The following is a 23,438-nucleotide window of genomic DNA, read 5'->3' as shown; positions in this document are numbered from 1 at the left end:
CATGCTTGATGCAAGCCCAACCAAGACCGTCACCTTCAACCTGAACGGCGATGATGTCACCGTGCCCGAGGGCTGGACCATCTGGGAAGCCGCCAAGGGGCAGGGATTTACCATTCCGCACCTCTGCCACAAGCCGCAGCCGGGCTATAAACCCGACGGCAACTGTCGCGCCTGTATGGTCGAGGTGGAAGGCGAGCGCACTCTGGTCGCCTCGTGCATCCGCCCTGCGGCGGAGGGTATGGTGGTAAAAACCGATAGCGACCGGGCCGAGAAATCGCGCGCAATGGTCATGGAATTGCTGGTCGCCGACCAACCCGAAGAGGCGCACGATAAATCCAGCCACTTCTGGGATATGGCCAAGCTGAACGATGTCAGTGACAGCCGCTTCCCGGCAAAAGAAGCCGAGAAAATCCCGCTGTTGGATGACAGCCACGTCGCAATGCGCGTCAATCTGGACGCTTGCATCAACTGCAACCTCTGTGTCCGTGCTTGTCGCGACGTGCAGGTCAATGACGTGATTGGCATGGCCGGTCGGGGACACACCGCGCAAGTGGTGTTTGACCAGAACGACCCGATGGGGGATTCGACCTGTGTCGCCTGTGGTGAATGTGTTCAGGCCTGCCCGACAGGTGCGTTGATGCCAGCCACTGTGCTGGACGATCAGCAGCAGGGGGACAGCAAGGATTACGATAGCGAAACCGAAAGTGTTTGCCCGTTCTGCGGTGTTGGCTGCAAAGTCTCGCTGAAGGTCAAAGACGGCAAGGTCAAATATGTCGAAGGCATCAACGGCCCGGCAAACGAAGGCCGTCTGTGTGTCAAAGGCCGCTTTGGCTTTGACTATATCCATCACCCGCACCGCCTGACCAAGCCGTTGATCCGGCGTGAGGATGCGCCTGCGAAGGGGTTGAATGTCGATCCGGGCAATCTGGGCACTCATTTCCGCGAGGCGACTTGGGAAGAGGCAATGGATCTGGCGGCCACCAAGCTGAAGGCGCTGCGTGATGAAGATCCGCGCAACGTCGCTGGCTTTGGTTCGGCCAAATGCACCAACGAAGAAGCCTATCTGTTCCAAAAGTTCATTCGTCAGGGCTTCAAGCACAACAATGTCGACCACTGCACACGTCTGTGCCATGCCTCGTCCGTGGCGGCGCTGATCGAGAACGTGGGCTCGGGCGCGGTGACCGCCACCTTTAACGAGGTCGAGAACTCGGATGTGGTTATCATCATCGGCGCGAACCCGATTGAAAACCACCCCGTGGCGGCAACCTACTTCAAGCAGTTCACCAAACGCGGTGGCAAGCTGATCGTGATGGACCCGCGCGGCGTCGGTATGCGCAAGTTCGCGGACGAGATGCTGCAGTTCCGTCCGGGTGCTGATGTCTCGATGCTCAACGCGATCATGAACGTGATCGTCGAAGAGGAACTGTACGACAGCCAGTACATCCACCGCTGGACCGAGAACTGGGAAGCCGAGAAAGAGCATCTGCGCGCCTTCACGCCCGAGGCAATGGCGCCGATTTGCGGCATTGAGCCGGATCAGTTGCGCCGTGTCGCGCGTACCTTCGCGCAGGCCAAGGCAGGTCTGATCTTCTGGGGTATGGGCGTCAGTCAGCACATCCACGGCACCGATAACTCGCGTTGTTTGATCTCGCTGGCTCTGATGACCGGAAACGTTGGTAAACCCGGCGCGGGTCTGCACCCGTTGCGCGGTCAGAACAATGTGCAGGGCGCGTCTGACGCGGGTCTGATCCCGATGTTCCTGCCCGATTACCAGTCGGTTATGGACGATGACATCCGGGCCAAGTTCAACAATGTCTGGAACTCGGACGACTTCTCGAACGAGAAGGGCCTGACCGTTACCGAGATCATCGATCAGGCGTATGCGGGCAACATCAAGGGCATGTACATTCAAGGTGAAAACCCGGCGATGTCCGACCCTGATGTTGGTCACGCACGGGAAGCATTGGCCAAGCTGGAGCTGATGATCGTGCAGGATATCTTCCTGACCGAAACGGCCAACTATGCTGACATCATCCTGCCCGCCTCGGCGCTGTATGAAAAGAACGGTACCGTGTCGAACACCAACCGTCAGGTACAGCGTGTGCGTCCGGCTGTGGCACCTCCGGGTGAGGCGCGTGAGGACTGGAAAATCACCGTTGAGCTTGCGCAACGCATCGGACTGAACTGGGATTACACGGATGTATCCGAGGTCTTTGCCGAGATGAAGCTGACCATGGCGTCGCTCGACAACATCACCTGGGACCGGCTTGAGACCGAGACGATCACCTATCCGTCGCTCAGTGAAACCGATCCGGGACAGGCGATCGTGTTCGGTGATGGCTTCCCGCGGACAGACGGACGGGCCAAGTTCACCCCGGCCAGTGTCATCCCGCCGGATGAAGCGCCGGATGAGGAATACCCGATGATTGCCACCACGGGTCGTCAGTTGGAGCATTGGCACACCGGGTCGATGACCCGCCGGTCCAACGTTCTGGATGCTGTGGAACCGGAAGCAAACTGTTCGATGAACCCGCGCCAGCTGAAACTGATGGGGATCGAGCCGGGCGAGATGATCCGACTGACCACGCGTCGTGGCTCGATCGAAATCATGGTTCGAGCCGATCGGGCGATCGCCGAAGATATGGTGTTCATTCCGTTTGCCTATGTCGAGGCGGCGGCGAACATTCTGACCAACTCGGCCATCGACCCGTACGGCAAGATCCCCGAGTTCAAGTTCTCGGCCATTCGCGTTGAAAAGATTGAAGACGCCATCGCGGCGGAGTAAATCCGCCACGTGCACCATTAAAAAGGCGGCCCATTGGGTCGCCTTTTTCTTTCCTTGACAGCAGCTTACCTGCGGCCAACCCTGTCACCGGTCTTGGTGGAGGAGTTTTACATGCCGCGCCGCTTCGTCGATTTGTCCGTTCCGTTGGAAACCGGCATCGTGTCGGACCCGCCAATCATGTTGCCGGAAATCGAATATCTGCCCCATGACCAGACCGCCGAACAAGTCATGTCCTTCTTTCCGGGCCTGCGGAAAGAAGATCTGCCGGGCGGCGAGGGCTGGGCTATCGAACGCCTTCAGATCGCCACGCATAACGGCACCCATCTGGATGCGCCTTACCATCACCATTCGACCATGAATAATGGTGAGAGGGCGATCACCATCGACGAGGTGCCGCTGGAATGGTGCATGAACCCCGGCGTGAAACTGGATTTTCGCCACTTCGACGATGGCTATGTGGCGACTGCCGCCGACGTCGAAGCCGAGTTGAAACGGATTGGCCACGAATTGCAGCCGTTGGATATCGTCGTCGTGAATACCTCGGCTGGCACGCGGTATGGGCATCCGGACTATCTGGCCAAAGGATGCGGCATAGGGCGCGAGGCGACGCTGTACCTGACCAAACGCGGGGTTCGCGTGACCGGAACTGACGCCTGGAGCTGGGACGCACCGTTTCCATTGACCGCGCAGGAATATGCTGAAACGCAAGATGCATCGATTATTTGGGAAGGGGACCGGGCCTCGATGGAAGTTGGTTATTGTCACATGGAAAAACTGACGAACCTTGAAACCTTGCCGCCGACTGGGTTCGAGATTTCCTGTTTCCCGTTCAAGATCAAAGGGGCCTCAGCTGGATTCATCCGCGCGGTTGCGATCTTTGAGACCCAAGAAGGAGCACCTGATGCAACTGACGCCTGAAACGCTGGCCGGACATGACGGACCCTATGATGCCCCGCTTGAATTCCGCGGGTTCAAGGCGCGCCCCGAGTGGATTGATTATAACGGTCACATGAACGTGGGCTGCTACGGCGTCGCTTTCGACAATGCGCTAGAGCTGTTGATGATGGATCATCTTGGGCTGGGTGAGGCACAGGTCAATGCGATGGGGCAGGGACCTTACATTTTGCAATCCCACATGAATTTCCTACGCGAAGTACTGGAAGGTGAGGCCTTCAGCATCCGGTTTCGGATGCTGGACGCAGATCACAAACGTGGCCACTATTTTGCGCAGATGGTGTCTGAAAAAGACGGCGCCATCTGCGCCACGCAGGAAGCGTTGTTCATGAATGTTAGCCATACGACCGGCAGGTCGGTTCCCTATCCGGACTGGGCGGTCGCACGTCTTCAGAGTATGCTGAAGGATCATGCGGCGCTAGACCCGGCCCCAGAGGTCGGACACCCGATCGGCATCCGCAGAAAGTGAGCTGAGGCCTGCTTAGTAGTCGCGTGAAAAGAAGACCCCAACACCGGTCTCACCCCGGCCATCTACAGTGCCTTTCACGGTGAAGCTGTCGGTAACATCCAGGTTCAGATTCACCTCGGTGTCGCCTTCGGTGTTTACGGTGAAATCGGTGTAGAGGTTGTCGCTCAGATACGCCCCGGCGCCGAGCCGGCCTGCACCACCTTCGGACACGCCGATGTCCACGGTGTCGACGCCCGTTGACTCCCGCAGGCCTTTGGTCGCGTCTCCGCCAGCGCCGCTGAGTTGCGCCAGCGAGGCCGCCATCTGAGCGATTACGAACGGTGACAATTCTGAGAAGCGATTGCCGAACAACAGCATAGCCAGCGCTTCCTCGGCTGGGCGCTCGGGGTCGGAAAAGACGTTGACCTCGGGCGAGTCCAGTGGTCCGGCGATCTCGATCGTTGCGGTACCGTCAGAGGTGCTGGTCGAGGATTCGAACTCGATATAGGGCGTCAGGTCCCCTTGCAGCGTCACAATGCCCTTGGTCAGGGCCAGCCTGCGCCCCAGAATGTCAAAATTACCACGGATCAGCTCGATCTGACCCGATGGGATGACCGAGGACGTGGTGCCGCCGATGTTTATTCTTCCACCAAGCTCTGCGTTGACGCCACGTCCGCGGACAAACACGGCCTTGGGTGCCAAAAGACTGACATCCAGGGCGATACGAGAATTGCTTTTATTGCCGTCTTCCTTTTGGACGAGGCCCGCGCGTTCACGGGTCACATAGCCTGACCCGCTTTCATTCACATGCACGATATCCGGGACGGGTGCCGCCCCCACGGCACCTGATGCGGCCGCTAGGTTGATATTGGTTTCGCCAAACGTGATCTGTCCGGCGATCGAGCTGTTACCCGCCAGCGCCCCGGTCATCGCAATTTGCCCGTTCAGCGTGGTTTCATACAGCAACTGATCGGTCAGTACGAGGCTGTTGAGGGCGGTCGTGATATTGGCATTGAATGGTGGGGAGAGGTCTACTGGGCCGCTGACGGTAAAATTGCCGCCGGCCCGTGGTCCGCCACTCAGGGAAATAGTGGCGCGGCTATTTGCAAGTTGGACCGATCCGCTGATGCCAGTGATCGTCTGTCCCGCGCCGGGGATTGCCAGCGACGTACCTGACGTGGTGATTGATCCGGACAGGGATTCCAGTGCGGGTTTGCCCGACAGGGTCAGGTCATAGCGAGCGCTGCCGTCGATCTTGTTGGGCGTGATAAAGATATTGGCGATGCCAAGATTGACGCCGCCAACGGCTTTCATGTCCGCTTCTCCGGAGCTTTCATCGAAGGTACCAGAGACTTTGCCGCTAATCTCCGCAGGCCCTTCGGCCTGGGCGTCGATTGTCCAGACGCCATTGTTGCGCTTAGCGCTGCCATTGGCGGCCACTGTACCCGGAAACTCAGGTACAAAACGCTCGATCCGGTTAAATTTAGCGTCAAAATCCAGATCAGCCGACCCATCGCTGTCCACCGTCCCGGCAAGCTTGGCGTACGAGCTGTCGGGGCCATTCAGGTTGACCGTACCTTCCACGCCCTTGGATGCCGGGGCAACGTTTCCATCTAACGTCAGTGGACCGGACATCGTGTTCAACACCCGGGCCAGATCGTCCAGCTGGACCGAGAAATCCAGCCCGCCCGATTGACGGTCCAGCTTGCCCGAAGCCGTGGCGGTTATGGCCGTTCCGTTCAGGCGGAACGTTTGAATGCTAAGGCCATCTTCCCCATTCTGGGCATCTACGGACAGGGTTGTCTGGCCCTGGATCAGCTTGTCCACGGCCTCGATGCCGGTTTGGATGTCGTTGGCATCAAGGTTGCCCTGAACATCGAATGCCCGGGTAGACAGGGTACCGTTGCCTTGCACGTTTGCCGCGATCGAACCGGCAAGATCACGCCCGGCCAACCCGGAAAACAGGGAAAGGTTCGGCACATTCAACTGCGCTTGGCCATCTGCCGACAGATCTCCGGTAGGGTCGTCTACGGTCGCCTGAACCTGTGCGCTAAGGGCGCGGCCATTCACCGAGGCGCTGCGGATGTCGATACTGTCTGCGGTTCTGGAACCGTCCCATTCGATCTCGGTTCTGCCGGTCAGGAGAGGGTCGATATCGGCCATGCCGGTCTTTATGTTTTGACCTATCACGCTGGCTGTACCGTCAAACTCCAGCGTTTGCACCGTGCCTATGCCGCTCACGGTCGCCTGCAGTGAACCGCCAAGGTCCCGTTTTGCCAAGCCAGAGAAGATCGACAAATCCGATGCGCTGACACGGGCCTGCCCATCAATGGTCAGGTTGTCGTCAGGTGTCGTCACAACGCCGCTGGCTACAGCTTTGGCAGCCTCGCTGTCCAGATCGAATTCGCGGATTGTTATGCCGTCTGTGCCGCGGCTGGCGTCCAGAGTGATTGTGGTCTTTCCGGCAATCACCGGGTCGATATCGTCACGACCAGTGGACAGATCGCGGCCCTGAACCACGACTTTGCCGTCAAAGCTGCGTTCCAGCGGCGAACCTTTCCCGGTTACGCTGGCCGAGACCTGCCCGCCAAGGTCCAGTTTGGCGAGGTCCGAAAAACGCGACAGATCGGTCGCGTCCAATTTGGCCGTTCCGTCGACCGTCAAGCCGCTGGTCAGCCCGGCAATCAGCGCATCCAGCGCCAGAGTGTAGTCAGAGCCCACAAGCTCGAATCCAGACAAGTTCAGGGACTGGTCGCTGCTATAGTCGAATTGGCCATCAAGCGTGATGCGATCGCCCAAAGCCGTGGTCAGCGCGTCATCGGCCATGTCTATTCCGCCGACCGCGATTTGTACGTCGCCATCGACCGTCAGAACCTCGCCCTGATCCAGGGTGCCTTGTGCGGTGATCCGGGCATCACCCAGCTTGGCCTGCGAAGATGCGAATTCGTTGGCCGTCAGGCTCAGATCCCAAAGGTTGCCGTTCTGGCGGTCAAACAGCGCCGAAATCTGTGCCGCCTTGAGCGATGTGTCGCCTCCTGCAACCGGCAGAACGACAGCTTCCCCATCTGGCGGGGTGATGCGCCCTTGCAGCGCGGCCAATTGCAAAGTGCCGCCTTCAGCCAGTTGCAATTCACCTTTCAGATCCAGCGCCTGCGTGGTGAGTTCCAGATCCGAGATGTCCAGCGCGCCTTCGGGCTTGGTCTGGCCATCGACATAAAGCCGTGATTTTGGGCCGAAGAACGGATCGATGTCCTCCCCCATAAAGGGTGTCAGATCGCCGTTCAGATCAGCGGTGAACGCAATACCATCCGCTGCGCCGCCTTCGGCCGCCTGAAGCTGAACCTGTCCGGTAACGCGCATCTGGTTGTCGCTGCTCAGCCCGATATCAGCGGTGAAATCCGACAGCGGGCCCGCGCCTTTGGCCGTCAGGCCAATCGGTGGGCTGTCAGGGATTTTTAACGCGGTTGAAATCAGACCTCCAGAGGCTTCGTTCACTTGCAAATCCAGATTGATCTCACTTGTTGAGTTCTGGAAACCAGCGGCCAGCTTGATCTCATCACCTGCGCGATCCAGTCGGATTACATCCAGATTGGTGTCCAGCGCCCCATCTGCCAGCGTCAGATTGCCTGTCACGCTCAGGTCGGCCGCGACACCGATCAGCGGCTCACCAAGGGACAGATCATCCACGCGAATCTCACCGATTTCGATGGAAACCGGCAACTCGGGCAGTTGAAACGGCTGTGTCTCTACCGAAGCAGGCGGCGCTTCCTTGGTCGTTGTTCCGGGCGCACGCGCAATGTCGATTTCTTGCGCAGTCAGAGTGTTGACCGAAAACCGTCCGCGGATCAGCGCCAGACGGTTCCAGTCAAGCTCGGCATCCTTGATGGTCAACCAGACACCTTCGTCGTCGGCGACGGTGATCTCTTCGATCGTTGCGCGGGCGCTCAGCGCGCCTTGCAGGCCCTTGACGGTCACGTTCTGGTCGTCGCCGGAGAGCGTATCCTGCAGAAAGTTCTCCAGCATGCTGCCGCTGTCTTCGTCCTGTGCGGCAACCGGCAGAGGGGCAGACAACATCAGCCCCGAGACCAGTAACGGATATGCGCGACGTCCAATCAAAATGCCTGTCCGATCCCGATGTAGAATTGCAGCCCGTCGCCCGTGTCACCCTGAACAGGTACAGCAAGGTCCAGCCGCAGCGGGCCAAATCCGCCCAGATCATAGCGCACCCCAAGCCCGGCACCGGCGTGATATTCTGCGCCGCTGCCGATGAATGAGGATGTGTCCACCGTACCGTAGTCATAAAACCCGACCAGAGATATGGCTTCGGTGACTTTGCCGCGCACCTCAGCGGACAGACCTAGGAAGGATTTACCACCTGCAATACCGGTGCCGACAGGGATGCCCAGGCTTTCGTAAGGCTGGCCCCGAACGGTTCCGGCACCGCCCGAGAAAAACAGGAAGTCTGGTGTTACACCGTCCGGCGACGGCCCGATCACTGATCCCAGCTGTACGCGACCGGCCAGAACCAGCCGTCCGCCGGTGCCGAGGCTGGTATAGCCACGCCCGTCGAAAAACATGCGTATGCCGCTTTCGGTTTCGGACAGACCGGCAAAGGGCGTGATCTGCGCGTCCAGATAAAAGCCGCGCGTTGCGCTGACCTTACTGTCGCGCTCGTCCCATTCCGACCGCAAGGGAAGGATGAAATATCGGAACCTGCGATCATCGCCATAGGCGTCGTCCGCGCTGGACCACTGAAACCCGGCTGAGGCTTCGGCATATAGCCGATCAGAGAACGTGCGCCGGGCACCATAGGCCAGCGACGCAACGGTGACATTGTAATTTTCTGTGTTGCGCCGTTCCAGAAGCGCGTTCCAGAAAGTGTTGTCATCGGGACCAAGCCGATCGGGCTGGTCCAGACGCAAGCCGATCCGGCCATCGATATCCTCGGCACCGCCGATATTACGGACTGCCGCCTCGAACCGCAGGCGTTCGGCACGCCGGAACACGTTGCGATGCGTCCAGGTCGCGGTCACGTCTACCCCGTCGCGCGACGCGATCTCGGCGCCAAAGGTCAGTCGGCGCTTGGGTAAATCTTCAAACGTGGCGTCGAAATCCAATGTGCCGTCCGGGTTCGGAGTGCCCCTCTCTTCAATCGAAACCACGTTGAAGGTCCCGGTCCGCCGCAACCGAGTGCCGACCTTCTGGATTTTCTCGGGCGAGTATACCTCGCCTGCCGGAAAGCCGGCGATCTTTTCGATCGACCGATGGCGCACATCGGAGTCGCCCTTGATGATCATTTTGCCAAATCTCAGGCGCGGGCCGGGGGTAAGGTCGATCTCGGCATCCAGCTTGGCCTCGGCATGGCGGGCAAGGACTGTCTGACCTTCGACTTCGGCCTTGGCATGACCCGCGTTGCGCCAACCCTGGACGCCAGCGGACGCGGCTTGTTGGATGGCGCCGGTGGTCGCGAGTTTGCCGACCGCAAACTCCTCGGGCAGAACTGTTTCCGGCGTTGTCGGTTGTACGATGGCTTCGCCAAAGGTGAACTTGGGACCGGTGTTGACCGTGATAACCGCGCTATTGATCTGCGCCGGTACGCTGAGCGAGCTGATCTCGGCTGCTTCTTTTCCGTCCAGTTTGATGCTTACGACTGGGCTGAAATACCCTTCGTCATAGAGAATCTGGACTAGTGTGCGATAATCCGAAAGCGCGGCTGACAAGATCTCAAGCGGCGTGTCCAGCCCGCGGGATTCGGCCGTCGTAACCGAGGAGGTTTCCTCCATCCGCTCTACAAGCTCTTTCGAGGCACCCGGGGCCGTCAGGGTGGTTTCCAACGCGGCCAATGCGGTCGGCAGGGTCATTGCAATCGCGCCGAGAAGGCATCTCTTCAAAAAGGCGCGCGGTCTGCTCCCCGACATCTGATAGCTCCAACTGCCTCAACTCGAAATCACATTTGCCGTTTTGTGCAAAGCAACGGCTGATTAAGTTCATGTTAGAGCATCAGAGTCCTTGCAGGAAAAGACTAAATCCTGCGTCGCCTGAATTTTGCGGCCTGTGTGATTGATCGGTCTCGGGATCAGGAACCAGCGTTGCGGAACCAGCGGATGATTGCCTCGCGGTCCTCGGGCTCCATGTAGGTGACGTTTGCGGGGGGCATCGCATGGCTGACCCCCGCCTGCAGATAGATTTGCTGGGCGTTGCGGGCAATGTCGCCCTCGGTTTCCAGCAACACGCCCTTGGGAGCCCACAGAATGCCTTCCCACACCGGTTCGCGTGCGTGGCACATCGAGCAGCGTCCCAAAACGACGTCATGGGCCTCTTCAAATCCGTCAGCGGCAGCGTATTTCTGTTCAAACGGTGTCAGTGGCTGTGCTTCGGCCTCTTCCAGGGGTTTGTACATGGGGGCGGTAGACAACCACATGATGGCGATGAACAGCAGTGCGGTGACCAGCCATGTCCAGGTCGGATCGCCTGCCCGTGCGTGGCGCGTGTTGAAGTAGTGCCGGATGGTCACGCCCATCAGGAAGACCAGAGCCGCGATTATCCAGTTGTATTCTGTCGCAAAGGCCAGTGGGTAGTGGTTCGACAACATCAGGAACACCACCGGCAAGGTCAGGTAGTTGTTGTGCGTCGAGCGTAGCTTGGCGATTTTTCCGTACTTTGGGTCAGGTGTACGGCCGTTCTTCAGATCGTCTACTACGATGCGTTGGTTCGGCATGATGATGAAAAACACGTTGGCTGTCATGATCGTAGCCGTGAATGCACCCAGATGCAGCATCATCGCACGACCGGTAAACACCTGATTATAACCCCAGCCCATAACAACCAGCAGCACAAACAGCAGCACCATCAGCAGGGTCGGACGTTCGCCCAAACCCGATTTGCACAGGAAGTCATAGATCAGCCATCCGACAGTCAGTGAGGCGGCCGAGATCAGAATACCTTGCCACAACGCAAGATCGGCTTTCTGCGCGTCGATCAGATAAAGCTCTCCGCCCACCCAATACACGATCATCAGCAACCCGGCCCCGCTGAGCCAGGTCGCGTAGCTTTCCCATTTGAACCAAACCAGGTGTTCCGGCATCCGTTCGGGCGCGACCAGATATTTTTGAATGTGGTAAAAGCCGCCGCCATGTACCTGCCATTCCTCTCCATCCGCCGGGCCGGGGATGTCGCGGTTCAGGCCAAGGTCCAGTGCGATGAAATAAAATGAGGATCCGATCCAGGCAATGGCGGTAATAACGTGCAGCCAGCGCACGGCAAAAGCCATCCAGTCCCAGAACACGGCGAAGTCGTACATGAGAAAGCTCTCCGATTGGTTACCGTCACACTAGGCAAAGGGCACTTTCTTCGGTATTCCCTGATATTGTCAAACTGTATCAAAAAAAACGAAAAAATGTCTTATCTCGACAACATCCGTACCTTTGTCAGGGTTTATGACCTTGGCAGCATGTCCGCCGCCGGGCGAGACCTGCGTATCTCGCCTGCGGTGACGTCGGCGCGGATATCTCAGCTGGAAGACCATTTGGGCGTGCGCCTGTTTCAAAGAACGACGCGCAACCTCAGTCCGACAGAGCAGGGGCGGGCATTCTATCCCGGTGCTGTGGCTGTTTTGGATGCGGTGGACGATGCCGAAGCGCAGGTCGTCCATCTGACCGAAGCGCCGCGTGGATCGTTGTTTGTGGCTGCTCCACTAGGGGTGGGGCGCAGGGTTTTGGCACCGCATGTGCCCGATTTTCTTGCGGAATATCCCGAGATCGATGTGCGCTTGCGGTTGACGGACAGATCTGTTGATCTGACGACCGAAGGTCTGGATTTGGCCTTTTTCATTGGCCAACCCGAAGACAGTACTTTGCGCATTCGCAAGATCGCCGACTGTCAGCGCGTGCTTTGTGCCGCTCCGGCCTATGTCGAACGCAGGGGCATGCCAGCAACGGGCGCGGACCTGGTGTCGCAGCGCCATGAATGCCTGAATCTGAGGTTTCCCGGCGCGACCGAGTTTCAGTGGCAGCTAGAGACACCTGACGGTCCCAAGCGGTTCGCAGTCTCTGGCCGGTTTGAATGTGACGATGGGGATGTGCTGACAGACTGGGCGTTGTCAGGGCAGGGGATCGCGATGAAACCGGTTTTTGAGGTGGCTGAGCACCTCAGTTCGGGGCGTCTGGTTCCCGTTGCGGTCGAAACGCCGCCGGTATCTGTGCAAATGGCCTGCCTATACACACATCGCCGCCATCAGGACCCCAAGGCGCGTTTGTTCATGGATTTCATGATTGCGCGGATCGGCAAGGTCGTGCGTGGGTCGGAAACTGCTGATACATAAAGCTTCGGCTTAGCGGCAGCCCCATTCCGCGGTTTAACTGCCCCGGTAGGTCGAATAGCCGTAAGGGGACAGCAGCAGAGGCACGTGATAATGTGCCTCGGCATCAGACATGCCAAACCGGAGCGGCACCTGATCAAGAAACAGCGGGTCATCAGCAGCCTGACCCGATGCGCGCAGATAGTCTCCTGCGGAGAAAACCAGTTCGTAAGTGCCAGTTTTGAACAAGTCCTGTGGCAAGATCGGGCTGTCTGTGCGCCCATCCGAATTGGTCTCCATCTCGGCGATTTTGCGATGGGAGTTCCCTGACACCCGATAGAGTGCGATTTTCAACCCGTCAGCCGGGCAGCCGCGTGCAGTGTCCAAAACATGGGTCGTCAGATAGCCAGCCACGGGTCTCTCCTTTGATTTGTCTTTTGCTTTGTCACAGTCTGACGCAAAGTTTGAAACAGTGGAAATGCCGAAAGAACCGGAAACAGCGTTCGGATTGATTTGATAATCATCGGCGTGTTTCTGGGGTAAGGCTATTCAAAAGATTAAGAATGGAAGATGCCATGCAGCCCCCTCGCTATCCTCGTGACATGATTGGCTACGGTGCCAACCCGCCTGACGCCCAATGGCCAGGCGGTGCAAAGCTGGCCGTTCAGATCGTGCTGAACTACGAAGAGGGCGGCGAGAACTGTGTTCTGCACGGCGATGCAGCGTCCGAAGCGTTCTTGTCCGAAATCGTGGGGGCCGCCCAATGGCCGGATCAGCGCCATTGGAACATGGAGTCGATCTATGAGTACGGCTCTCGCGCTGGATTCTGGCGACTGCACCGGTTGATGCAGGACTTGCCAATAACGGTCTATGGCGTTGCATCAGCTTTGGCCCGCTCGCCGGATCAGATGGCCGCGATGAAGGCAGCGGGGTGGGAGATTGCCAGCCATGGTCTGAAATGGGTCGAACATAAAGACATGCCCGCAGATGAAGAGCGCGCACAAATCGCCGAGGCTATCCGTCTTCACTCCGAGGTCGTCGGAGAACGCCCGCGCGGTTGGTACACAGGGCGGTGTTCGGAAAACACCGTTCGGCTGGTGGCGGAAGAGGGTGGCTTTGCCTATGTGGCCGACACATATGCGGACGACTTGCCGTACTGGATGCAGACTGGTGGGCGGGATCAGTTGATCGTGCCCTATACGTTGGATTGCAACGATATGCGCTTTGCCACGCCGCAGGGCTTCAATGCGGGCGACCAGTTCTATTCCTACCTGAAAGACAGCTTTGATGCGCTGTATGCCGAGGGCGAAGCCGGTGCGCCCAAGATGCTGTCGATCGGTTTGCACTGCCGCCTGATCGGACGACCGGGCCGGGTGATGGCGTTGAAACGGTTTCTGGAATACGTGCGCGGCTTTTCTGATGTCTGGTTTGCAACACGGTTGCAGATCGCCGAACACTGGGCGGAACACCATCCGGCGGTGCCGCATCCGAAACCTGCCCAGATGGATCGCGATGCGTTCGTGGCGGCGTATGGTGGCATCTTCGAGCATTCCGCCTGGATCGCTGAACGGGCGTATGAGCTGGAATTGGGACCGGCCCATGACACGGCCGGAGGGCTGCACAGCGCATTGACCCGCATGTTCCGTTCCGCCTCTGCGGACGAAAGGATGGGTGTCCTGACCGCGCATCCGGATCTTGCCGGAAAGCTGGCGCAGGCCAAACGGCTGACGCAGGAAAGCACGTCCGAGCAGGCTTCGGCCGGGTTGGACGCTTTGACAGATGAAGAGCGTGCGACATTCACCGGCTTGAACCAGAAATACACCGAGAAGTTCGGCTTTCCGTTTATCATCGCCGTACGTGTTCACGACAAAACGTCTATCCTTCAGGCGTTTCAACGGCGGATCGATCAGGATAAGGACACCGAATTCGCCGAGGCTTGCCGTCAGGTCGAGCGGATCGCCGAATTCCGGTTGCGGGACGTTCTTCCCTCATGACCGGGCGCGTCACGATCGCGCCGTTGACAGCCACGGCATTTGCCCCGTTTGGGGATGTCATCGAAGTGACGGGTGATCCGGATAAGATCATCAATCAGGGGCAATGTGGCCGGTACCATGATCTGGCACGACTGGATTTTTCAGACGGGTGCGCCGGGATCAGCCTGTTCAAAGCCAATCCGCGATCCTTGCCCTATCAACTGGTTATGGTTGAGCGTCACCCTGATGGCAGTCAGGCTTTCATACCGATGACACATCAGCCTTTTCTGGTTGTCGTGGCCCCGGATGAAGGCGGGCGGCCCGGACATCCGCAGGCATTTGTGACCAAACCAGGACAGGGTGTGAACTATTTTCGCGGCACATGGCATGGGGTGCTGACCCCATTGCACGGGCCCGGCTTATTCGCTGTGATTGATCGGATTGGTGGGGGGGCTAATCTGGAGGAGTTCTGGTTTGACACTCCGTTTGAGATCATAGGCGGATAGGGTTCTCCCGCCCGGTCAATGCGCATCAAAGATGCTTGAGACCCGTTGGGCCAAGCAGCGTGCGGGCGAGCCCGCCCGCTGCGCCCGCGCAAATTCAGCTATCTGTCATAAGACGGGCAACATCCAGCATGCGCGCTGAAAATCCCCACTCATTGTCATACCATCCAAAAACACGGACCTGATGTTCGCCGACCATCCGTGTCTCGGGTCCCGCGATAACCAGTGACTCTGGCCGTGTACGCAGGTCTGACGAGACCAGAGGGGAATCTGTCCAACCTAGCACGGGCGATGTCTGGACGGCCGCGCGCAGTTCGGCTTCGAACAACCCAGGCGACATTCCGCGATCCAGTGTCACTACCAGATCAATGGCGGATACACTGGCCGTCGGGACCCGAACAGCAGCGCCCGAGATGCGGCCAGCCAAATGCGGCATGACTTCGTCGATCAGATGAGTGGCGCTTGACGTGGTGGGCACCATAGACAGCGCGCCGGCGCGCGAACGGGCCAGATCGCCGCGTGGTGCGTCCACCATTGGTTGGCTGTTCGTATAGCAGTGAATCGTTGTCATATGGGCTGACGCAATCCCGCCAATCTGGTCCAACACTTTGACCAAGGGCGCAAGCCCGTTGGTTGTACAAGACGCGTTGGACACGATGCGAGCGTTGCCTAACTGATCTTCGTTGGCCCCCAGAACGATTGTGATTTCGGTCGCGGGCGAGGGGCCAGAGATCAGCACCTTGCGAGCCCCGGCGGTTAGGCCCTGACTGGCCACATCCGAGGTGCGGGCAACGCCGGTGCAATCCATCAGAACGTCGACACCGGACAGATCGACATGTGCCAGATTGGGGCTGTGCGTCATAGGGATTGTGCGCCCATCGACGACGATCGCCGCGTCGCCCTGTTCTACTGCACCGGCGTAGGGGCCAAAGGTGCTGTCATATTTGAACAGGTAGGCGCAGGTCTCAAGCGGGGCGATGTCGTTGATCAGAACCAACTCAATATCCGTGTCCTGCGGCAAAGCCAGCAGCTGCCGCAGGATTGTGCGGCCAATACGGCCGAATCCGTTGATTGCAAGTTTCATGCGCAAGCTATGGCAGCGCGCTGCCAATAGCTCAATGCCCGTTGTGACCTATGGTCAGTTGCAGCTGACCTGCGAAAAGAACTGACCCGAAATGTTCTGGTACATGCTGGCCACGATCGGTCTGCACCCAGTCGCTTGCTGAAAGGCGGCTATGGCCTGAATGGTGCGCAAGCGCGGCGGCGGGCCAAAGGGGTTCAGGTTGTTGTTGTCGCGCGTCGCACGGTACACGACCGGAGCGTCCGAGACCTGTGTCACCGCCCAGGTACGGCTCATGACAGAAACCTGTTTTGTTTCTTCCTTCGCGGCGACAGGTGTTGCATCAAATGCCGTCAAACCAATTGCAGCTGCCAGTGCCAGCATCGTTACACGCAGTACCATTGAACAATCTCCAGTGCTAAAAACTGCTGTTATTTCACCAGATTCACAGGCTTCTGTGAACCCCTGACCGAAATAAAGCGTTTAAAAGCCTAGCGTTTGGACAGTGTCAACGGCATGTGCCGGTTCACATCCTTGTAAAGCAGATAGCGAAAGCGCCCAGGCCCACCCGCATAGCAGGCCTGCGGGCAGAAGGCGCGCAACCACATGTAATCGCCGGCCTCTACCTCGACCCAATCCTGGTTCAGCCGATAGACCGCCTTGCCTTCCAGCACGTACAAACCGTGTTCCATGACATGGGTTTCGGCAAAGGGAATCACACCGCCGGGTTCGAAATTGACGATGTTGACATGCATGTCATGACGCAGATCCTGCGGATCGGTGAAGCGGGTTGTGGACCAGCGCCCCTCGGTGCCGGGCATCTCGACGGGCGATACATCACGTTCGTTGGTGATGATCGGATCTGGTGCAGGCAGGTCGGGAACGGCCTCGTATGCTTTGCGAACCCAGTGGAATCGGGCGGTTTTTTCGGCGCGGTTGTGCAGGGTCCAATCCGATCCGGACGGGATATAGGCATAACCGCCGGTATCGAGGACATGCTCAGTGCCACCTAATGTCAGGGTCACCTCACCTTCGACAACAAAGAGAACGCCCTGGGCCTGAGGGTCAGTTTCAGGGTGGTCGCTTCCGCCGCCGGGCTGAACTTCCATGATGTATTGCGAAAACGTCTCGGCGAATCCGCTGAGGGGGCGGGACAGGACCCAAAGCCGTGTGCCTTCCCAGAACGGCAGGTTGCTGGTGACGATGTCGCGCATGGTGCCTTTGGGGATAACCGCATAGGCTTCGGTAAACATGGCGCGGTCGGTCAACAGTTGGTCTTGTCCGGGGTGTCCGCCTGTGGGCGCATAATAGGTGGGCTGTGCCATTTCATGCCTCTGGTTCGTGTTTGGGGCACTATGCGGGGATTGGCCCGGAGGTCCTAGCACCCGAGTCGCGATAGGTTATTTCGGTATTATTTGAAGGTCGGTCAGCGGGGCTTGGCCCCCGTTCCCCGGCGGTATAGTCTTGTGACCAAACTTATTTCAGCAAGGCGAGAAGATCATGAAAGCCTGGATTTCACACTTTTTTGCAGCAGCCGTTGTGATCGGCGCGGTTTCACTGGCACAGGCCAAGCCACTTTCGAGAATCATCGCAGAAATGGGTTTGAGCCCCGAGGACTATAGTGTCGTCAACGCCACGACCAACGCGATGTTGACAGATGGAACGCCTCAGGTCGGAACCGAGCGCACTTGGTCGAACGATGATACCGGATCAAAAGGCACTGTCCGGGTGCGCGAGGTCCGGGACAATTGCGTGCATCTTCAGCATTTCATCGTACCCGCGGGGGCCGAACAATCACGCGAAGTCAGAACCCGCAACTGCCGGGACGCCGGCGGGAACTGGGTTCTGACGCCCTGATTTCGACTCAGTAGCCGCGTGTTCGGTCGACCCCGTGCAGTAAGGGCTTTCCTGCGGACAACCGTTGGAAATTCTCGGCAACGTCCGCCAATGCTTCACCTAAGTGCCAGCCAGAAACATGCGGAGTGATTGTGACACCGGGGTGTGCCCAGAGCGGACTGTCTGACGGTAAGGGTTCTGTAGTGGTTACGTCCAGAACGGCGTGGCCGGGCGTTCCATGGTCCAAGGCTTCGATCAGCGCATTTTCGTCAATCAGATCACCGCGCCCTGCGTTCAACAGCTGACTGCCGGGCTTCATGGCGGCCAGCATCTGCGCATCGAACAAGCCAACGGTTTGCGGGGTGGACGGCAGAATTGCGCAAACGTGGTCGCATTGGCCTAGCAACGTCGGCAGCGCATCCTCGCCGTGCAGGCAGGTGACACCCTCGATCTCTTTCGGGGATCGGCTCCATCCCATGACCTGAAATCCGATGGCGCGCAGCATCCTGGCGCTGCGGGCGCCGATATGGCCCAGGCCCAGAACGCCCACTACGGTGTCCGGCGTGAATACCGGCGCTTTGGGCACCCATTCTGCTTTGCGCTGGGCAGCTTCGTGAAAGGCCATGTTCCGTTGGTGGTGAAGGACATAGGCGACGAACCATTCGGCAATGCCCTGCGCCGGCGCATCGGGTTTGAGCCGCGCGATACGGACGTGATCGGGCAGGTTTGGGTTGCCGACGATCGTTTCGACGCCTGCGCCCAGCTTCTGAACCAGTTGCAGGTTTGGCAGCCGTTTGGGGTGGTCGTTGTTCAGGCCGACAACAGCGATCATTGTGATTTCGCTTGCATCTCCAATCGTTTTCCGGGTTCGCACATCCGCGCCGGGGTGGATGTTTCGGATCGTTTTGGCGATGTCATCATCGCTTATCCAGTCGGTCAGACCGGTTTCGATCAATAGCGCCATGAATCACCCTCGCAATTTCATTTTGATTGAGTTGACGTTCCGTCACACAGCTAGACATTCTATCGGCAGCTAAGTCATTCTCTGTTCAAAGGTAAAGCCCGCTCTTTGGGCCTGAGGAGGAAAGCTCATGAACATGTCATTCGGTCTGCGCGAAGAGAACCGCGCACTGCTACAACGTGTGGCAGATATGATCCGGGATGAGATCATGCCGCTGGAAGAAGAATACCAGGCCGAAATCGATAAGGGCGACCGCTGGCAATACACCGAACGTCAGGCTGAAATCCTGGAAGGGTTGAAAGCCAAAGCCAAGGCTTCCGGGCTTTGGAACTTCTGGCTGACCGACAGCGACAAGGGCTTTGGCTTGACCACGGTCGAGTATGCTTACTTCGCCGAAGAGATGGGCAAAACGCCCCTTGGGGCCGAGGTGTTCAACTGTTCGGCCCCCGATACCGGCAATATGGAAGTGTTCGAGCGCTACGGCACGGGCGAGATGAAAGAGCAGTGGCTGAAACCCCTGCTGAACGGCGATATCCGGTCCGCGTATTTGATGACGGAACCGGATGTGGCGTCATCGGATGCCACGAACGTGTCGATGTCCTGTGTGCGGGACGGGGATGACTTTGTTCTGAACGGGGAAAAATGGTGGTCATCGGGGGCGGGTGATCCACGGTGCAAGGTCTATATCGTCATGGTCAAGACGGCAGGCGGCGAGCAACCCAAACACAAGCGGCAGTCGATGATTGTTGTGCCTGCCGATGCGCCGGGGATCGAGGTTCTGAGACCAATGCAGGTTTACGGCCACGATGATGCCCCGCACGGCCACATGCATATTCGCTTTACCAACGTCCGGGTGCCAGCAGAGAGCATCCTGTTGGGCGAAGGCCGCGGGTTCGAGATCGCGCAAGGTCGCCTTGGGCCCGGCCGTATCCACCATTGCATGCGCGCAATTGGTCAGGCTGAAACGGCGCTGGAGCAGATGTGCAAACGGTCGCTGCAGCGCGAAGCCTTCGGCAAGAAACTGGCGCAACTCGGGGCGAATTTCGATATTATTGCCGAATGCCGGATGGAGATTGAAATGGCGCGCTTGCTATGCCTGAAGGCTGCCTGGTACATGGATCAGGGCGATGCCCGTGCGGCAGCACCCTGGATCAGCCAGATCAAGGTCGTGGCCCCGCGTGTCGCACTCAAAGTCATCGATGAGGCCGTTCAGATGTTCGGCGGGCAGGGGGTCAGTCAGGACACGCCGCTGGCGACGGCCTGGACCCATGTGCGTACATTGCGGTTGGCCGATGGGCCGGATGCGGTACACCGCCGTCAGGTGGCGCGGGCCGAGTTGAAAAAGCACACGCAGGAAAAAGTCTGAGGTTCTAGATGGTGCTGAAACCGGATCTGAAGGAACAAGCCTATTTCCACGTTCGGGCTGACGGAGCTTTCGTCGGCAATGATCCCGCGCGCGGGCCGTGGTCTGCGGATCATTGCCATGCGGGCCCGGTCGCGGGGCTGATCGTCCGCGCGGCCGAAACAGAGGTTGGGCCGGAAAAGATACTGACACGGCTGACCGTGGACTTGCTGCGCCCTCTGCCGCTAGCAGGTCTGCGGGTGGCGGCGGAGACCACGCGCCACACCAAAACGCTGGCTACAACCCGTGTCGCGGTGCACGATCTGGACGATACGCTGTGTGCCACGGCCACCACGATGCACATGGTGCGTCGCGATTTGGGGTCGGTTCCGAACATCACGTTGCCGACGCCCGAACTCGACGATGCGGTGACCGGCCCGTTTCCGATTGGCGAAACGCGCCATGACCTGCCGGGGTTCGCAAACCATTCGGACATTCTCTACCCCAAGGGTGGCAACCAGAAAGCCGGTCCAAAGACAATCTGGATGCGCACCCCGAAGCTGTTGGAGGGCGAGGCGCAATCGCCGATTCAGGCGCTATGTCCGCTGGCGGATTGTGGCAACGGGATCTCGTGGAATGCACCGGCGTCCGAGATGGGGTTCATGAACACCGATCTGACGGTCCAGATTCATCGTGAACCCAAATCGGACTGGTTGGCCTCGCAGTCCGTATCTCATTGGCAACCTTCAGGAATAGGGATGTCGCAATCGGTTCTGTTCGACACCGAAGGCCCGGTCGGAACAGCGTTGCAGACACTGGTTTTGTTCCCGCCGAAGTGACTGGTTTGGCCAGTTCCTGCACGGGTCTGCCGAAACACGTTGCCGGGCACGGGCCAAGCCCCTATCTTTCGCCTATGCGATGGCTCATAACCCTTTTCTCCTGTTGCCTGCCGGTTCCGGCATTGGCCCACCCGCATGTCTTTATCGACACCGGGCTGGAATTTATTGTGGATGATAGCGGCCAGTTGACCCATGTCAGGGTAACTTGGGCGTATGATGAGCTTTTCTCGCTGTTTCAGCTTGAAGACATGAAGCTGGATCAGGATTCTGATGGCATTCTGACCGAGAGCGAAGAAAAGTTTCTGTCCGGCTTTGATGCCCAGTGGGTCGAAGGATATAACGGCGATCTTGTGGTGTTGGCCGATGGCGCGCCGGTCGTCTTGTCGGGGCCGATGGAGGCCAAAGCGACCACCGAGGATGGCCGTATCGTGACAACCCACCTGCGCGCGGTGGAAGGCGGCGGAGTACCCGCGACCGCAGTCGTCGCAAAAGCATATGATGAATCTTACTACACGGCTTATGAAGTGACCCGCCCGGTGTCAGTATCTGGACCCACCTCTTGTCAGATCAACCGGATTGACGCGGATATTGACGGGCAACTGGCGCAGATGCAGGCGTTCCTGCAGACCCTGGATGCCGACTATGACCTTGAAGAAAACGATATCCCGCTGGTTGGGGAAAACTTTGCGTCCGAGATCCGCCTTTCATGTCCAAGTACCTGATTATTCCTGTCGCCATCTCCATTGGTTTGCTGCTGTGGTTCTGGGGCAGCGGTGGCTTTGACCACTTGGCCGCATGGGCTGCGGGTGAGCAGCGCGAGTTCCAAAATCAGATCGCACGTTCCCTGCGCGCAGCCCGCGCGGAACAGCCCGAGGCTGTAGCGACGCTGCTGACAGTTTGTTTCGCCTACGGCTTTTTCCATGCCATCGGCCCCGGTCACGGTAAGGTTTTGATTGGTGGCTATGGGTTGGGACGCAACGTGGCGTTCCTGCGTTTGTCTGCAATCAGCTTGTTGTCCAGCCTGGGACAGGCAGTCACTGCGGTTGTTCTGGTCTATGCTGGTGTGCTGGTGTTCCAGATGTCCCGGGCAAGCCTTGTCGATACCACTGAACGGGTTATGGCCCCGATCAGCTATGGCGCTATCGCGGCGATTGGGTTGTGGCTGATCTTTCGGTCCATTCGCAGTTTTGCGCGGCGTCATCGTAGCGAAAAAGCGCTTCATCATGAGAATACGCACCACCATCACCACCCGCACGACGAGGGTCACGAACATCACGACCATGACCATGACCATGGCGTCTGCGCAGACTGCGGGCATCGCCATGGCCCTACCGCCGACGAAGTGGCCCAAGTTGGCAGCCTGCGCGAAGCCGCGGTGCTGATCGCGGGAATTGCCGCGCGCCCCTGTACCGGAGCGCTGTTTGTTCTGATCCTGACCTGGCAGATGGGCATCGCAATGGTTGGCATTGCCGGTGCTTTCGCCATGGCGCTGGGGACAGCGACCGTCACGACCTTGGTCGGGTGGACTTCGTTCGGACTGCGCGGAGGGCTGCTGGCCTCAGCCTCGGCGACGCGATTTGCCTCGGTCTTGGCTCCGACGATTGAACTGGTGGCGGGGTTGCTGATCGCCGTGATTGCAAGCGGTCTGCTGTTGCGCGCGATTTAATCGAACACGGGCTCCGGGTACCCGACCCGCGCCAGATACAGCCCTTGCGGCGGACACACCGGCCCGCAGGCGGCGCGATCGGTGGCCTCCAACGCATCCCGTACATCTTCGGGCGACCATGTTCCGGCACCAACACGTTCAAGCGTTCCAACAAAGCTGCGCACTTGGTTGTGCAGGAAAGACCGGGCGCGAACGTGAAAATGAACCTCCGGTCCGGAAAAGCCGTCCGCTTCCTCGATCCGCAGTTCATCCAGGGTTTTGACCGGGCTTGCGGCCTGGCAAATCGAGGATCGGAACGTGGTGAAATCATGCCGTCCGATCAGCATATCCGCGCCCGCCTGCATCGCGCCGACGTCCAGTTGATGTTTGATCCGCCAGACCTGCCCGGCGTCATGCGCAGCGGGTGCGCGGCGCATCAGGATGCGGAACAGGTATTGCCGTTTCAGCGCTGAAAACCGTGCGTGCCAATCATCATTTACCCGTGCCGCCTTAACGATGGCAACAGGCTGCGGTTTAAGGTGATAGTTCAGCGCCTCAGACAGGCGAAACGGGTCCCAGTTTTTGACCAGATCACAATGCGCAACCTGTCCCAGCGCGTGAACGCCCGCGTCTGTACGCCCAGCTGCGGCAATGGTGTGATCGCCGGGCTGAATGCGCGACAGGGCCTGTTCGATTGCCCCCTGAACAGAAGGCAATTCCTTTTGCCGCTGCCATCCGGCAAACGGTTTCCCCTGGTATTCGACTTTCAGCGCGTATCTAGGCATGGGCTGCTGGT

Annotated in this window: 20 protein-coding genes; 11 read left to right on the top strand and 9 right to left on the bottom strand. The window is 58.7% G+C overall.

Annotation, left to right across the window (positions count from 1 at the left end; genetic code table 11):
- Window position 1 precedes the first annotated feature (1 nt).
- From fdhF to DS906_RS18775, 3 genes are all read left to right on the top strand, one after another.
- Entirely contained in the window at window positions 2-2,785 is a 2,784-nt protein-coding gene (gene fdhF / locus DS906_RS18785; protein ID WP_113791604.1) for a formate dehydrogenase subunit alpha, read from the top strand.
- 111 nt (window positions 2,786-2,896) lie between these two features.
- Window positions 2,897-3,703, top strand: coding sequence for a cyclase family protein (locus DS906_RS18780; protein ID WP_113791603.1), 807 nt, complete (start codon window positions 2,897-2,899; stop codon window positions 3,701-3,703).
- Window positions 3,687-4,208, top strand: a complete 522-nt coding sequence (locus tag DS906_RS18775; protein ID WP_233494843.1) for a thioesterase family protein — start codon at window positions 3,687-3,689, stop codon at window positions 4,206-4,208. Before DS906_RS18780 ends, DS906_RS18775 begins: the two co-directional genes overlap by 17 nt.
- A gap of 12 nt (window positions 4,209-4,220) precedes the next feature.
- Here DS906_RS18775 and DS906_RS18770 read toward each other — a convergent pair whose 3' ends face one another.
- The 3 genes from DS906_RS18770 to DS906_RS18760 form a co-directional block, all read right to left on the bottom strand.
- Complete coding sequence (locus DS906_RS18770; RefSeq protein WP_233494842.1) at window positions 4,221-8,303, bottom strand: translocation/assembly module TamB domain-containing protein; 4,083 nt, start codon at window positions 8,301-8,303, stop codon at window positions 4,221-4,223.
- Complete coding sequence (locus DS906_RS18765) at window positions 8,300-10,048, bottom strand: autotransporter assembly complex family protein (RefSeq protein ID WP_233494841.1); 1,749 nt, start codon at window positions 10,046-10,048, stop codon at window positions 8,300-8,302. The genes DS906_RS18770 and DS906_RS18765 overlap by 4 nt, the downstream gene beginning before the upstream one ends.
- 215 nt (window positions 10,049-10,263) lie before the next feature.
- Window positions 10,264-11,487, bottom strand: a complete 1,224-nt coding sequence (locus tag DS906_RS18760; protein WP_113791601.1) for a urate hydroxylase PuuD — start codon at window positions 11,485-11,487, stop codon at window positions 10,264-10,266.
- A 96-nt stretch (window positions 11,488-11,583) separates the two neighbouring features.
- Between DS906_RS18760 and DS906_RS18755 the strand changes: the two genes are divergently transcribed.
- Window positions 11,584-12,507, top strand: a complete 924-nt coding sequence (locus DS906_RS18755; RefSeq protein WP_113791847.1) for a LysR family transcriptional regulator — start codon at window positions 11,584-11,586, stop codon at window positions 12,505-12,507.
- A 33-nt stretch (window positions 12,508-12,540) separates the two neighbouring features.
- Here the strand turns inward: DS906_RS18755 and uraH are convergent, their stop codons facing one another.
- A complete protein-coding gene (gene uraH, locus DS906_RS18750; RefSeq protein WP_113791600.1) occupies window positions 12,541-12,897 on the bottom strand; it encodes a hydroxyisourate hydrolase in 357 nt (118 codons plus the stop codon).
- Window positions 12,898-13,058: 161 nt separating this feature from the next.
- Here uraH and puuE point away from each other — a divergent pair, with 161 nt between their 5' ends.
- Both puuE and DS906_RS18740 read left to right on the top strand, forming a co-directional pair.
- Window positions 13,059-14,477, top strand: a complete 1,419-nt coding sequence (gene puuE / locus DS906_RS18745) for an allantoinase PuuE (protein ID WP_113791846.1) — start codon at window positions 13,059-13,061, stop codon at window positions 14,475-14,477.
- Window positions 14,474-14,962 carry an ureidoglycolate lyase gene (locus DS906_RS18740; RefSeq protein WP_113791599.1) on the top strand — a complete coding sequence of 163 codons (489 nt, stop codon included), beginning with the start codon at window positions 14,474-14,476 and terminating at the stop codon, window positions 14,960-14,962. The genes puuE and DS906_RS18740 overlap by 4 nt, the downstream gene beginning before the upstream one ends.
- Window positions 14,963-15,056: 94 nt before the next feature.
- Here the strand turns inward: DS906_RS18740 and DS906_RS18735 are convergent, their stop codons facing one another.
- The 3 genes from DS906_RS18735 to DS906_RS18725 all read right to left on the bottom strand — a co-directional run bounded on the left by DS906_RS18735 (window position 15,057) and on the right by DS906_RS18725 (window position 17,344).
- On the bottom strand, window positions 15,057-16,043 hold the full coding sequence (locus DS906_RS18735; RefSeq protein ID WP_113791598.1) for a type I glyceraldehyde-3-phosphate dehydrogenase: 987 nt from the start codon (window positions 16,041-16,043) through the stop codon (window positions 15,057-15,059).
- 54 nt (window positions 16,044-16,097) lie between these two features.
- A complete protein-coding gene (locus DS906_RS18730; RefSeq protein WP_058273193.1) occupies window positions 16,098-16,421 on the bottom strand; it encodes a hypothetical protein in 324 nt (107 codons plus the stop codon).
- Window positions 16,422-16,510: 89 nt separating this feature from the next.
- A complete protein-coding gene (locus DS906_RS18725) occupies window positions 16,511-17,344 on the bottom strand; it encodes a bifunctional allantoicase/(S)-ureidoglycine aminohydrolase (protein WP_113791597.1) in 834 nt (277 codons plus the stop codon).
- 175 nt (window positions 17,345-17,519) lie between these two features.
- Between DS906_RS18725 and DS906_RS18720 the strand changes: the two genes are divergently transcribed.
- Window positions 17,520-17,876 (top strand): hypothetical protein, encoded by a 357-nt coding sequence (locus DS906_RS18720; protein ID WP_113791596.1) that lies wholly within the window; start codon window positions 17,520-17,522, stop codon window positions 17,874-17,876.
- 7 nt (window positions 17,877-17,883) lie between these two features.
- Here DS906_RS18720 and DS906_RS18715 read toward each other — a convergent pair whose 3' ends face one another.
- A complete protein-coding gene (locus DS906_RS18715; protein ID WP_113791595.1) occupies window positions 17,884-18,819 on the bottom strand; it encodes a glyoxylate/hydroxypyruvate reductase A in 936 nt (311 codons plus the stop codon).
- Between the two features lie 127 nt (window positions 18,820-18,946).
- Between DS906_RS18715 and DS906_RS18710 the strand changes: the two genes are divergently transcribed.
- The 4 genes from DS906_RS18710 (at window position 18,947) to DS906_RS18695 (ending at window position 22,663) form a co-directional block, all read left to right on the top strand.
- Window positions 18,947-20,182 carry an acyl-CoA dehydrogenase family protein gene (locus tag DS906_RS18710; protein ID WP_113791594.1) on the top strand — a complete coding sequence of 412 codons (1,236 nt, stop codon included), beginning with the start codon at window positions 18,947-18,949 and terminating at the stop codon, window positions 20,180-20,182.
- An 8-nt stretch (window positions 20,183-20,190) separates the two neighbouring features.
- Entirely contained in the window at window positions 20,191-20,997 is an 807-nt protein-coding gene (locus DS906_RS18705) for a thioesterase family protein (RefSeq protein ID WP_113791593.1), read from the top strand.
- 74 nt (window positions 20,998-21,071) lie between these two features.
- On the top strand, window positions 21,072-21,719 hold the full coding sequence (locus tag DS906_RS18700) for a DUF1007 family protein (protein ID WP_113791592.1): 648 nt from the start codon (window positions 21,072-21,074) through the stop codon (window positions 21,717-21,719).
- Window positions 21,704-22,663 carry a nickel/cobalt transporter gene (locus DS906_RS18695; protein WP_113791591.1) on the top strand — a complete coding sequence of 320 codons (960 nt, stop codon included), beginning with the start codon at window positions 21,704-21,706 and terminating at the stop codon, window positions 22,661-22,663. Before DS906_RS18700 ends, DS906_RS18695 begins: the two co-directional genes overlap by 16 nt.
- On the opposite strand, the gene truA is transcribed toward DS906_RS18695, so the two are convergent.
- Window positions 22,660-23,427, bottom strand: coding sequence for a tRNA pseudouridine(38-40) synthase TruA (truA, locus tag DS906_RS18690; RefSeq protein WP_113791590.1), 768 nt, complete (start codon window positions 23,425-23,427; stop codon window positions 22,660-22,662). The two genes, DS906_RS18695 and truA, sit on opposite strands and share 4 nt — an antisense overlap.
- Window positions 23,428-23,438: the final 11 nt, after the last annotated feature.

The sequence above is a fragment of the Ruegeria sp. A3M17 genome, assembly GCF_003318255.1.
Classification (GTDB): domain Bacteria; phylum Pseudomonadota; class Alphaproteobacteria; order Rhodobacterales; family Rhodobacteraceae; genus Ruegeria.
Note: the sequence above shows the minus strand (reverse complement) of the source record. Positions and strands in the feature narration are given on the sequence as shown.